The sequence below is a fragment of the Streptomyces sp. NRRL S-340 genome, from assembly GCF_000720185.1.
Lineage (GTDB): Bacteria > Actinomycetota > Actinomycetes > Streptomycetales > Streptomycetaceae > Streptomyces.
Genome location: NZ_JOIY01000005.1, coordinates 204,686 through 216,718, shown reverse-complemented (window position 1 = coordinate 216,718; position 12,033 = coordinate 204,686). Strand labels below are relative to the sequence as shown.

The window sequence follows — 12,033 nt, the reverse complement described above, 5'->3', positions numbered from 1 at the left end:
GGGCGGGCGGCGGCGGGCCGGTCCGGGAACGGGGGCGGGGCCGGACAGGGCTGGGGCGTCGAGCCGGTCGAGGGTGGGGCCTGTGAGGGCGGCGGGCCGGTCCGGGAACGGGGCGGCGGGGCCGGTCAAGGAGCGCCGGCGGGTCGCTCGGCGCGGGCCGGGCGCATGCCGGCCCAGCGGCCGCGGGCGGGGGTGTCGACGCCGAGCTGGTCGAGGACGCGTACCACCAGGTGGTCGACGAGGTCGTCGACGGTGCGCGGATGGTTGTAGAAGGCGGGCATCGGGGGAACGATGCGCACGCCCATCCGTGCGAGCGCGAGCATGTTCTCCAGGTGGACCTCGTTGAGCGGGGTCTCGCGCGGGACCAGGACGAGCGGTCCGCCCTCCTTGAGCACGACGTCCGCCGCACGGCCCACGAGTCCGTCGGCGTGCCCCGCGCGGATCCCCGCCAGCGTCTTCATGCTGCACGGCACGATCACCATGCCGTCGGTGCGGAAGGAACCGGAGGACAGCGGCGAGCCCTGGTCCTCCGGACGGTGGGTGACGTCGGCCAGTGCGCTCACCTCGCGCACCGTGCGGCCCGTCTCCAGTTCGATGGTGGCGCGCGCCCAGCGGCTGACCACCAGGTGGGTCTCGATCCCGGGATCGGCGGCGAGCCGTTCCAGCAGCCGCACCCCGAGCACGGCCCCGGTCGCCCCGGTCATCCCCACGATCAGCCGCATCCGCCGGTCCTCCTCCGCTCGGCGCACGGCCCGGTGGCCGGGTGCGCAGAATCAGTCGCCCGGGTGGGCCGCAGGCGGTCGGCGCCACGCCCGATTCCCGGTCGTTCCACCGTTCACGCTAGGGATGTCCGCACGGTCGCCGGCGATAGACTCGGGCACGAGATGAGCAGAATCGGACAGGATGCAGGACCCGTCGCCTTCCCCTTCCCCACCACCCCCGGCGGGCCGCCCGGTGTGGAGGTCACCGACCTGCCCGGGCTGCTGACCCGCATCGGGCGGCTCGGTGCGACGGCCGACGCGCCCGTGCGCCTAGAGTTCCATCTCCTGACGACCGTGCGCTCGGGGCTGCTGCGCTGCGTGGTGGACACCACCGACTGCACGGTGACGCCCGGGAGCTGGCTGTGGATCCGGCCCGGCCAGTTCGTACGGTTCCCGGACGGGTGCCGGGGCGGTGCGGACGTACCGGACACGGCGGTGGTGCTGTTCCAGGCGAGCTTCCTCGACGCGGCCACCGTCGCCGGGGCGCATCTGGACCGCAGGGCATGGAGGCTGCCGATGTCCCCCGCGCCGCAGGCCGCGCAGCCCCTGGAACGGACGCTGGAGCTGCTGGAGAGCGAGTACCACCGGCTGCGTGACCTGCCGCTGGAGGTCCACGTCGCGGTCGTCCGGCATCTCCTGTCGGTCCTGGTGCTGCGCCTGGCGAACCTGCCGGGCGGGCAGCGCAGGCATGCCGGGGACGTGGCCTTCCGCCGCTTCCGTGACGCGGTCGAGCAGGACTTCGTCCGCGACCACCGGGTGGAGGCGTACGCGGCCCGGCTCGGCTACAGCGTGCGCTCGCTGACCCGCGCGACGAACGCCGCGGTCGGGCGCGGGGCCAAGGCGTTCATCGACGACCGGCTGGTCCTGGAGGCCAAACGGCTGCTGCTGCACACACAGCTCCCGGCGTCCGCGGTCGCGGACCGGCTCGGCTTCTCCAGTACCACGGTCTTCACCCGCTTCTTCCGCCAGCGCACCTCGGAGACGCCGCTCGGCTTCCGCAGGCGTGCGCGCACGGAGACCCGGCGGTCCTCAGCGCCGTGACCGCCGCGCCGGGACGGGCCTCACCCGCCGCGCCGCACACGCCACAGCGGTCATGACGCCACGGCGGTCGTCGCGGTCACGGCGGTGGCGGTCACGCGAGGTCGCGCATCCGGCGGACCGGGCTCGCCAGCAGGACCGCGGGGCTGACCGTGCAGAGCACGGCCATGAGCGCCAGGGAGACGCGGTCGCCCCACAGGGCGGCGGCGCCTCCCCCGGTCAGGGCACCGAAGGGGATCGCACCCCAGGAGATGAAGCGGACCGTGGCCATCACGCGCGGCAGCAGCTCAGGGGGTGTGGCGGTCTGCCGGTAGGTGCGGGTCACGATGCTCGTCACCACCACGGACCCGGCGAAGCCGGCGTTGCCCAGGGCGAACAGACCGAGTGCCGCGGAGTGGCCGGCCAGCGGCAGCAGCGCCGCGAAGCACGGTGCGGCCACCGCGGCCCGGCGCAGCGCCCGGCCGCTGCCGAGGCGTGCCACGATCCGGGGTGTCAGGGCCGCGCCGGCCAGGGTGCCCAGGCCCTCGGTCGCGATGAGCGCGCCGACCAGGGCGGGCGGGGCGTCCAGCGTGCCGGCCAGGAAGACCGGGGTGAGCGCCATCAGGCCGCCGCAGACGAAGTTGACGGCGGTCGCGTCCGCCGCGCAGGGGCCGATGACGGGGTGGCGGACGACGTAGCGCCAGCCCTCGCGGATCATCTCGCCCACGCCCCGGCGCGGTTCCTCCTGTGCGGGGTGCGCGGCCCGCGGCAGGGTGGCCATGAGCGCGGCCGACAGCACGTAGCTCACCGCGTCGACCACGACCGACGCCGCGGCGCCGAGCACCTGGACCAGCACGCCGCCGAGGGAGGGGCCGCCGAGCTGGGTGGCCGCCCGGGTGCCCGAGGTGAGGCTGTTGCGGGCGGTGAGTTCCTCCTTGCCGACCAGGGAGGGCAGGAAGGTCGAGTTGCCGACGTCGAAGACGACGGACGCCAGGCCGGCCACCAGGGCGACCACGATCAGCTGCGGCAGGCCCAGCACGCCGAGCGCGGCAGCCAGCGGGACCGAGGCCACGGCGACGGCGCGGACCAGGTCCATCGCCACCTGCGTCCCGCGCAGCGGCAGCCGGTGCACGAGGACCCCGGCCGGAAGGCCGATCAGCAGCCAGGACACGAACGAGGCGGCGGTGACGAGGCTGACCTCGAACGCCGAGGCGTGCAGCACCAGGACCGCGAGCAGCGGCAGGGCCACCGACGTGACGGCGTCGCCGATCCCGCTCACCGTGGACGCGGCCCAGTACCGCCAGAACACCGCCGCGCGCGCCGCGCCGTCCGGCCGCTTCCGCTCCTCTTCCCGCCCCCGCACCACCGTCGTCACGCCGCCCCCCTGCTTCGAGTGAGTCTCTTTTGGGAACTGACTATACTCATGGATCATGCGATACACAGAGCTGGGCGACCCGGACTGCGCGATCGCGCAGGCACTGGCGGTGGTCGGGGACCCGTGGACGCTGCTGCTCATCCGCGACGTCGCGGGCGGCACGCACCAGTTCGACGCGCTGCGGGACGGGCTCGGCATCAGCCGCAAAGTGCTGACCGAGCGCCTGAAGACCCTCGTCGCGGACGGAGTGCTGGAGAAACGCCTCTACAGCCCGCACCCGCCCCGCTACGAGTACCACCTGACGCCGGCCGGGCGCGGCCTGCTCCCGGTCCTGGTCGCCCTCCAGGACTGGGGCGCCCGCCACGTCCTGGGCGACGGCGCGCTCTCGGCCACCAGCCCGGCCGATTCCGCCGAGACCCGGCGGGTGCACGCCCTGGTCGGACGCACCCTCCCCCCGCTGGAACTGGCCGGTCCCGGCGGCGTGCCGGCCGACCCGGTCTCCGCGGACCACACCTGGACGGTCCTGTACTGCTTCCCGGGGGCCTACGCGCCCGGCGGCCACGACTACCCGCCGGGCTGGGACCGCATCCCGGGCACCCTCGGCTGCACCCTGGAGTCGTGCACCTACCGCGACCGGATGGCGGAGTTCGCGCGGCGCGACGCGCGGGTGCACGGTGTCAGCACGCAGCGCCCCGACCAACTGGCCGCCTTCGCGGAGCACGAGCGGATCGCCTTCCCGCTGCTCTCCGACGCCGATCTGCAACTGGCCGCGGCGCTGCGGCTGCCCACCTTCCGCGCGGCGGGCGTGGACCGCCTCAAGCGGCTCACCCTCGTCCTCGACGCCTCCCGCACGGTGCGCGGCGTGCTGTACCCGCTCGACGACCCGGCGGGTTCCGTCGACGACGCCCTGGCGCTGGTCGACTCCCGGACGGGGGCGTGAGGGCCCGGAAACTCGCGTGCGGACCGGATCCCCGCGGTGCCAGGATGGCGGCGGGAAGCGAGGTCTCGTGGACGAGTCGGGGCGGTTCGGTCTGGCGGCGGTCGCATGGGCGGCCGGCGGGGCGGGGACTCAGGCGGCGGCCGCCGCTGCGCGGGAGCTGGCTCACGGCGTGCGCACGGTCGTGCTCGTCGAGGGGAGCAGTGACCGGTCGGCGCTCGACGCGCTGGCCGCCCGGTACGGCCGCGATCTGGGCGCGGAGGGGGTCGCGGTGGTTCCGCTCGGGGGCGCCACCAACATCGGCCGCTTCCTGGACGTGTGCGGCCCTCCGGGGCTCGGCCTGCCGCTGGCCGGTCTCTGCGACATCGGCGAGGAGCGGCACTTCCGGCGCCATCTGGAGCGGGTGGGTCTCGCCCCCGCGCCCGGGCGGGCCGGACTGGAGAGGCTCGGGTTCCACGTGTGCGTCGCCGACCTGGAGGACGAGCTGATCCGCGCTCTCGGGGCCGAGGGGGTGCAGCGGGTGATCGAGGCACAGGGCGAGACCCGGCCCTTCCGTACCTTCCGGGGACAGCCCGCGCAGCGGGAACGGCCCGTGGAGCACCAGTTGCGGCGGTTCCTGGGCACGCACAGCGGCCGCAAGGCCCTCTACGCGCGTGCCCTGGTCGAGCACCTGCCCCCGGGGCGCGTGCCGCGGCCCCTGGAACGCCTCCTCACGCACGTCTGAGCCCGGCCACGGGCACGCCCTCGATCCCACCGGCACATGCCCGGCGCCACCGGCCCGTGCCGGGCCGCGCCGGCGCGCCCCCGTCCCCCCGGCCGGCCAGACCTCGGGAAGCGGTCGGGCCCCGGCAGGCGGTCAGGGCTTCCAGGGGCCCACGCGGCCCAGGCGGCGCAGCTGCCCGCGGGCGGCGGGTACGTCGAGGCCCCGGCCGCGTTCGGTGAGCCGGCCCGCGACGGCGGTGCGGTGTCCGACGGGTTTGTGGTCGTCGTACTTGAACTTGGCCCGCACCTCACCGACCTCCAGGCGCAGGCCGCGGATTCCGGAGAGCAGGCGGCCGTAGGGTGCGCGGCCCGCCTCGACGGGTGCGTGGTCCCCTTCGGGCTGGAAGTGCGCCATCTGGTGGCGCAGCAGCGCGGCCTTGGCCTCGGGGTCGTCGACGATGCGGGCGCGGCAGGTGAACTGGACGGCGGCGTAGTAGCTGGTGGGGACGCCCTCGGTGGGCGGTGTGCCGGGCTTTGCCCGCCAGGGGCCGGGAACGAAGGCGTAGTCACCGATGACGGTGAAGGTGACGTCCGGATCGTGCTCGATCGCCGCCCAGACGGGGTTCGGCCGGGCGAGGTGGATCAGCAGGTGGTCCCCGTCGGTGGTGAAGTGGGTCGGGACCACGGCGGGTGGCCGGCCGGGCGGCCCGTTGACGGCGAGCTGGCCGAAGTCGTGGCCGTCGGCGATCCAGGTCCGCCACTCGGCGTCGTCCAGGGCGGCGTCCCAGGGCTGGATGAACATGCGCTTCTCCTTCGGCGGGGTGCGGTAGCGACCGGCGCGCGGTCGGGGGTGCGGTGGTTCAGGTGAGGGCGAGGAGGCCCACGGCCACGGCGGCCGTCCCCAGGCCGACGAGCTGGCCGCGGTGGATGCGCTCGGCGAGGACCCCGCGGGCGAGCAGCACCGTGCCCGCCGGGTACAGAGCGGTGATCACGGCGACGACGGTGAGGTCCCCGCTGCGGGCCGCGAGCAGGAACAGCAGGTTCGCCACCGAGTCCAGCACGCCCGCGGCCGCCGAGATCGCGTAGGCGGGCTTCTCCGGCCCCAGCCTGCGGCGCAGCGTCCCGGCCGCGGTCAGGGTGACGGCCGAGGAGACCGCCCTTCCGACGACCAGCGGGGCCACACCGCTGCCGGACGGCGCCTGGTGCAGGCAGATCAGCTGGAGGGCGATGGCGGCACCCGCCCCGAACGCCAGCAGCAGCGCCGTCCGGGCGGGCCGGGCGGCGCCCGCGCCGTGTCCGGCGCTGACCAGCACGACCGCGGCGAGCGCGAGCGGCAGCCCCACCAGTCCGGCGGCGGAGAGGTGTTCACCCTGGAGCAGTCCCGCGGCGACGGGCAGCGCGGCCGAGACCAGCGCGGTGACGGGTGAGAGCACGTTCATCGGGCCGATGGCCAGGGTCTTGTAGAGCAGGGCGAACGCGGCGGCCGAGGCGACGCCGGACGCGGCCCCCCAGCCGAGGGCGCCGGGCTCGAAGGAGGCGCCGAGGACGGGCCACAGCAGCAGTTCGACCGTGAGGCTGGCGGGGGCGGCGACCATGACGGTCCGCAGGACGTGGGCCTTGCGGGCACCGAGGCCGCCGAGGAAGTCGGCGCATCCGTAGGCGAGGGAGCTGCCCAGGGCCAGCAGCAGTGCGATCACGGTACATCCTTGCTGTCGATGGAACGACCGCACCGTACAACGAAACGACCGTCCCATGTCAACTGAACGACCGCGCGGTACATTGCAGTGATCAACCGACTGAGGAGAGGACCGGATGGCGGAGACCGAGGCGGCGCTGCGAACGCTCGCCCACAACGTCCGTGCGGCCCGTACCCGCGCGGGGCTGTCCCTGGACGAGCTGGGCCGGCGCGCACAGGTCAGCAAGGGTGCTCTGGTGGCCCTGGAGAAGGCGCAGGGGAACCCGAACTTCGCCACGCTGGTACGGCTGGCCGACACCCTGGGCGTCTCCGTCTCGGCCCTGCTGGAGGGCCGGGCCGAGGGCCGCGTACGCGTCGTGGCCGCCGACGCGCTCACGCCGCTGTGGAACGGACCGCACGGTGGTGAGGCACGGCTCATGCTGACCACCTCGGGGCCCGCCCCGGTCGAGGTCTGGCGCTGGCGGCTGGAGCCGGGCGAGGAGTACCCCAGCCACCCTCACCAGGCCGGTGTCGTGGAGACCGTCAGCGTCACCTCCGGCCGGATGACCCTGGTCGTCGACGGCACCGAGCACACCGTGGAAGCAGGCCAGACCGCCACCTTCGACGGCGACACGTCCCACACCTACCGCGGGGCGGGCACCGGGACCTGCCGTCTGATCATGACGGTGCACCTGCCGCCGGGCCCCGGCGCCGCGGCCTGACGCCCGCCGCGGCAGGAGGGCGCACGGGCTCGTGCGGCCGGCCCCGGGCAGGAAGCGGTGCCGGCGAGCGGCGAGCGGCGAGCGGCGAGCGGCGAGCGGCGAGCGGCGAGCGGCGAGCCCATCGTGCCCCCGCGTGAGAAGCGGCGCCGGCGGGCGGCGGCCCCGTCGCGCGTTCGGAGGACCGCCGGCTTTCGGAGATCACCTCCAGCACCGTGGAGTGTTGGCCTCACTGGCTGGACAGCCGTCCCCGATCGCGAGTCCGAACGCCGCGGACGCCCCCATGCCGAAGCACGCAGTTCGGAGCAGGTCCGCCGCTCCTTCATCGTCTGCCCGGGCTGCTGGGAATCGAAGCCGCCGGTGACGGAGCCGAGGGCGTGCTGCATCTCGTGCGTCACCGTCGCGGCGAACTCCCGCAGCGTGCGCGCCGAGGCGTCCGCGTCGGACGGCTCGATGCGCGGGACGCCCCCCGAGGTCCGGCTGTCGGGGGAACGGTCCGGCCGTTCACGCCGGTGGCGGCCGCCGGGGGCCGCCCCGGGCCGTCCGCCGGTACGCGCCGCGCCCGTCTCAGCGGGGGAGGCGGTCGCTCGGCGGCTCGCTCAGCCGGTCGCCGTCCACCCGGGTCCCGGCCTGCTTGACCTGGCGGAAGACCGGGCTGATCTCCAGCGCCTCGACGCCGGGGAGCGTTCCGACACGGTCGCTGGTGAACTCGAAGAGCGCGTCGAGGTCGTGGCAGTGGACGGCGGCCTGGAGGTTGTGCGGTCCGGACAGCGCCGCGGCGAACGCCACCTCGGGCATCCGCGCCATCGCCCGTCCGACGTCCTTGATCCTGGCCGGGTGGACCCGCATCCACAGGTTCGCCCGGGCCCGGAACCCCAGTGCCTGCGGCGCGATCTCCACGTCGATGTAGGCCACTCCGGCGGCGAGCAGTGCCTGCAGACGCCGGGACACGCGGCCCGGGGTGAGACGGGACGCGGCCGCGAGGTCGACGAGAGTGGCCCGTCCGTCGGCGGGGAGGGCCGCGAGCAGTTCCTCGTCCCCGGCGCTCGGCCGCGCGGACCGCTCACGCACCACCGGCTGTTCGGTGAACGGTGTGCCGCCGCCCCCGAGGGCCGCCTCCTCCTCCGGGGTCAGCGTCCCGGCGAGTGCGGCCCAGTAGTGCCCCCGCCCGCCGATGAACTGACGCAGGACCACCGACGCCTGGAGGTCGAGCACGGCGGCGGTACGGGGGAGCCGGCGGCCGAGGAGATCGTCGCGCTGCTCCCGCGACCGCGAGCGCACCGCGCAGGTGATCTCGGACCCGGCGGCACCCAGGGCGACCCAGCCGATGTCGTCGCGCCGCGCGAGCGCTTCGGCGATGGCGGCGGCGCTGCCCGGACGGCAGCGCAGGCGCACCATCCACCGGCTCTGCCCGAGCGCTCCCGGGTCGACCACCCCGACGACCCGGACCACCCCCGCGCGCCGCATGCGGCGGTAGCGGCGGGCGATGGTCGGCTCGGACAGCCCCAGGACCGTCGCGACGGTCGCGAACGGAACACGGGGATCGACCTGGAGCGCGCGAAGGATTCGCACGTCCTCCGGCTCCAGAGTGACGGAATCCACGATCCCCGGGCGTGTCATGACGGCAAGACTACAGACCGCGCCGTTTCCCGGCGGTCACGCGCCGCGCGTGGCCGAGGCTTGCAGCCGTACGACGGACAGCGGCACGACGCGACGGTCGTGACCGCCTTCAGCGGTGTGCAGGAGTGCCATGAGAGTCATCGCCATCGAAGAACACTGGACCACCCCCGAACTCGACCGGGCACTGCGCGAGCGGCCCGTGGGAGCGCGGGACGAGAGCGTGGCGCTGAACGACCGGAGGGACGTCCCGGCGCGTCTGCTCGACATCGGCGCCGGGCGCGTGGAGGCGATGGACGCGGCCGGCGTCGACGTCCAGGTCCTCGCGCTCGCCCCTCCGGGCACCCACGGACTCCCGGCCCGCGAGGCGGTGGCGCTGAGCCGCGCCGCCAACGACCGTGCCGGCGAGGCCGTCCGGCGCCACCCGGACCGGCTGAGGGCGATGACGACCCTGCCGATGTCGGACCCGGACGCGGCGCTGACGGAGCTGCGGCGCACCGCGGACCTGCCCGGCCACGTGGGAATCATGTCCTACGGCCGCTGCGGCGACCGCCCGTTGGACGACCCGGCCTACGACGAGGTGCTCGCCACCGCCGCCGCGCTGCGCCGGCCGGTCTTCCTCCACCCGCAGATCCCCCCGGACGCGGTCCGCGAGGCGTCGTACGGCGGCTTCGGCCCCGACCTGAGCCTGGGCCTCGCAACCTTCGGCTGGGGGTGGCACGTCGAGGCCGGACTGGCGGCGCTCCGGCTCATCCTGCGCGGCACGTTCGACCGCCACCCGGACCTGCAGGTGGTCCTGGGGCACTGGGGCGAACTGCTCCTGTTCTGGCTCGACAGGGCCGACCGGCTCTCCGGCCTCGCGCCCGGTCTGCGGCAGCGGGTCGCCGAGTACTTCAGGACGAACATCCACATCGCGACCAGCGGCATGCTGAGCCCGCGGCTGCTGCGCCACGCACTGGAGCACACGAGCGCGGACCGCGTTCTGCTGTCCGGGGACTACCCGTTCCACCGGATCGACGCCGCCGCGGTCGCCGGCTTCCTGGACACGCTGTCCCAGGAGGACCAGGCGAGGATCGCCCACACCAACGCCGAGAAGCTCTACGGCCTCGCACCGGCTCCCTCGGCTTCCGGCGCCCAGGGGGCGGGCACACGGCGGAGTTGACGTGGACGCCGCCCGCAGGGGGCGGCGGGCGGCCGGGGGGGTGCCACGCGGCCCGGCCTCCCCGTCCCGTTCCGGCGCGCCCAGGCGGACGGCCTGACGAGGCCGGCCTTACGCGGACACCAGGGAGTCGTCCTGCGGGCGGGCGCCGGGAAGCTGGTGGCGGGCCGCGATCAGGGCCGCGTCGACGTCCCGGGTCCCGGTGGAGACGCAGAGCGTGTAAGCGATGTCCTCCATCCGCCGGCGCACCTCCGGGCTGCCCTCCTCGGCGTGCAGGATCCGCAGCGTGTCGTACTGCTCGATCAGGTTCCTGAGCACGGTGGGGTGTGCCATGAGCATCGGGAGTCTCCCTCGTCGCGGTGGTCCACAGGGGTGATACGACGACCCGTGTGCCCCGGCCCCCGGGACCCCATTCCCCCTCCGTCTCCCTCGTCTTCGCGGCCGCCCTCCGCCCTCACCGGACCGGTGCCGGGGGTGGGAGCACCTCGTCCCGCGCCCTCCGTGACCGGCGAACCCGCGCCCGTCTCCGGGACCGGCGGAGCCGGCGCACACCTGCCGTTAGCATGTTCGAACTCGCGACGATCGCCCCGATCGCCCGTTCTTCACCGGAGAAGCGTACCGAGCAGCACGATGAGCGAGACCTTTGTCCACCGTCTACCGCATGGGCCAAACAATTGAAGAACACATCGACACGAATATCCCCGCGGACGAACGGTGATCCCGCGTCCGCGGCGTGGCGTCAGCCCCGGTTGCTGCTGTGGGCCGCGGCGGGCGTGGTGACCCTCGGGTTCCTCGTGGCCCTGGAGTTCGCCGCGCGCCATTACGGCCTGCGGGGGCCCCTCACCAACCAGGCACGGGAGGTGATTTTCGCTCCCAGTTCCGGCCCGCTGCTGTACGCCGGCCTGGCACTGCTCATGGTGGTGCTCACCTGGCGGCAACGGCTCATCGCGGCCGGCGCGGCGATCGGTGTCGACCTCGTCTTCCTCCTGGTGCGGTGGCTGGCCGGAGCACAGCTGAGCTTCGGCAACGGCGCCCTGTGGGTGGTGCTCGGCTGCGCGGTCCTCGCCGTCACCCGCCGTACCGGCCAGGAGCGCGCGCTGCTCCTGAAGGGCGTCGGGCTGGCGCTGCTGCTGGTCGCCGGCCACAAGACCGGCGACACCTGGCTGCTGATCACGTCGAAAACCCGCCCGCAGGTGCTCGACCAGTACGTGGCGACCGCCGACCACGCGCTGGGCAACCCGTCGTGGCTGGTGGGGCGGCTCGTGGAGGCCAGCGGGCCGATCGGCTCCCACGGTCTCCACCTCGTGTACGGCCAGCTCCCGCTGGCGGCGGCCCTCGTGGGGCTGTACCAGCTGCGTCACGTGGCCGCCGAGCGCCGCTTCCCGGCCCATCACCTGGTGCGGACCTTCCTGGTCATCGGTCTGCTGGGGCCGGCCGTCTACATGATCTTCCCGGTCGTCGGACCGGTCTTCGCCTACGGCGCCGACGGCGGTCACTGGGCCACGGCCGATCTGTGGCCCCACACCATGCCGCCGATCGGCGTCCCGCACGCGATCCCGTTCGACGAGATCACCCCGCGCAACTGCATGCCCAGTCTGCACACGGCCTGGGCGATGACGCTCTTCATCCATTCCCGCAAGGGCTCCCGGGCGATGCGCTTCGCGGGCGCGTTCTGGCTGGTCGCCACCCTCACCGCGACGCTCGGCTTCGGCTACCACTACGGCTCGGACCTCGTCGCCGGGGTGGTGTTCGCGCTCACGGTCGAGGCGGCGATGCGCGCGTTCGCACGCGGGTGGGACCGCTCGGGCGTCCGGTTCGTCGCCTACGGCGCCACGGTCTTCACCGCGCTCCTGGTGGCCTACCGCTGGCTCCCGCGGCAGATGGCCGATCTCCCGTGGCTGTTCGGACCGCTCCTCATCGTGGCGATGGGATCGGTGATCTTCTTCTACGTGCGGACCACCAAGCCGTGGGACGCGCAGCCGGTGCCGGCTCCGTTGCCGGGACCGCGCTCGGGCCAGCACGACTCCCCCGACTCCCAGGCCGCCGAACCGCAGCCCGAACCGGCTTGAAC

At 74.4% G+C, this 12,033-nt stretch carries 12 protein-coding genes; 6 read left to right on the top strand and 6 right to left on the bottom strand.

Features of this window, described 5'->3' with window-relative positions; translation table 11 throughout:
• Positions 1-125: 125 nt before the first annotated feature.
• Entirely contained in the window at positions 126-722 is a 597-nt protein-coding gene (locus tag IG64_RS05660; RefSeq protein WP_037852551.1) for a UbiX family flavin prenyltransferase, read from the bottom strand.
• 162 nt (positions 723-884) lie between these two features.
• On the opposite strand from IG64_RS05660, the gene IG64_RS05655 reads away from it, so the two are divergent.
• Positions 885-1,802, top strand: coding sequence for a helix-turn-helix transcriptional regulator (locus IG64_RS05655; protein ID WP_037852549.1), 918 nt, complete (start codon positions 885-887; stop codon positions 1,800-1,802).
• 91 nt (positions 1,803-1,893) lie between these two features.
• On the opposite strand, the gene IG64_RS05650 is transcribed toward IG64_RS05655, so the two are convergent.
• Positions 1,894-3,153: an MFS transporter gene (locus IG64_RS05650; RefSeq protein ID WP_037852546.1), complete on the bottom strand. Its 1,260-nt coding sequence runs from the start codon at positions 3,151-3,153 to the stop codon at positions 1,894-1,896.
• A 55-nt stretch (positions 3,154-3,208) separates the two neighbouring features.
• On the opposite strand from IG64_RS05650, the gene IG64_RS05645 reads away from it, so the two are divergent.
• Together IG64_RS05645 and IG64_RS05640 are read left to right on the top strand one after the other, a co-directional pair.
• Complete coding sequence (locus tag IG64_RS05645) at positions 3,209-4,093, top strand: winged helix-turn-helix transcriptional regulator (RefSeq protein WP_037852545.1); 885 nt, start codon at positions 3,209-3,211, stop codon at positions 4,091-4,093.
• Positions 4,094-4,160: 67 nt separating this feature from the next.
• A complete protein-coding gene (locus IG64_RS05640; protein WP_037852542.1) occupies positions 4,161-4,814 on the top strand; it encodes a TOPRIM nucleotidyl transferase/hydrolase domain-containing protein in 654 nt (217 codons plus the stop codon).
• A gap of 132 nt (positions 4,815-4,946) precedes the next feature.
• Here IG64_RS05640 and IG64_RS05635 read toward each other — a convergent pair whose 3' ends face one another.
• Both IG64_RS05635 and IG64_RS05630 read right to left on the bottom strand, forming a co-directional pair.
• Entirely contained in the window at positions 4,947-5,594 is a 648-nt protein-coding gene (locus IG64_RS05635) for an FMN-binding negative transcriptional regulator (protein ID WP_037852540.1), read from the bottom strand.
• Between the two features lie 58 nt (positions 5,595-5,652).
• On the bottom strand, positions 5,653-6,489 hold the full coding sequence (locus tag IG64_RS05630) for an EamA family transporter (RefSeq protein WP_037852537.1): 837 nt from the start codon (positions 6,487-6,489) through the stop codon (positions 5,653-5,655).
• A 115-nt stretch (positions 6,490-6,604) separates the two neighbouring features.
• On the opposite strand from IG64_RS05630, the gene IG64_RS05625 reads away from it, so the two are divergent.
• Positions 6,605-7,189 (top strand): helix-turn-helix domain-containing protein, encoded by a 585-nt coding sequence (locus IG64_RS05625; RefSeq protein WP_037852535.1) that lies wholly within the window; start codon positions 6,605-6,607, stop codon positions 7,187-7,189.
• A gap of 564 nt (positions 7,190-7,753) precedes the next feature.
• Here IG64_RS05625 and IG64_RS05620 read toward each other — a convergent pair.
• Positions 7,754-8,806, bottom strand: coding sequence for an AsnC family transcriptional regulator (locus tag IG64_RS05620; RefSeq protein WP_037852531.1), 1,053 nt, complete (start codon positions 8,804-8,806; stop codon positions 7,754-7,756).
• A gap of 130 nt (positions 8,807-8,936) precedes the next feature.
• Between IG64_RS05620 and IG64_RS05615 the strand changes: the two genes are divergently transcribed.
• On the top strand, positions 8,937-9,965 hold the full coding sequence (locus IG64_RS05615; protein ID WP_051812397.1) for an amidohydrolase family protein: 1,029 nt from the start codon (positions 8,937-8,939) through the stop codon (positions 9,963-9,965).
• Positions 9,966-10,073: 108 nt separating this feature from the next.
• Here IG64_RS05615 and IG64_RS05610 read toward each other — a convergent pair whose 3' ends face one another.
• Positions 10,074-10,301, bottom strand: a complete 228-nt coding sequence (locus IG64_RS05610) for a DUF5133 domain-containing protein (RefSeq protein WP_037852529.1) — start codon at positions 10,299-10,301, stop codon at positions 10,074-10,076.
• 413 nt (positions 10,302-10,714) lie between these two features.
• Between IG64_RS05610 and IG64_RS05605 the strand changes: the two genes are divergently transcribed.
• Positions 10,715-12,031, top strand: a complete 1,317-nt coding sequence (locus IG64_RS05605; protein ID WP_037852667.1) for a phosphatase PAP2 family protein — start codon at positions 10,715-10,717, stop codon at positions 12,029-12,031.
• Positions 12,032-12,033 lie beyond the last annotated feature (2 nt).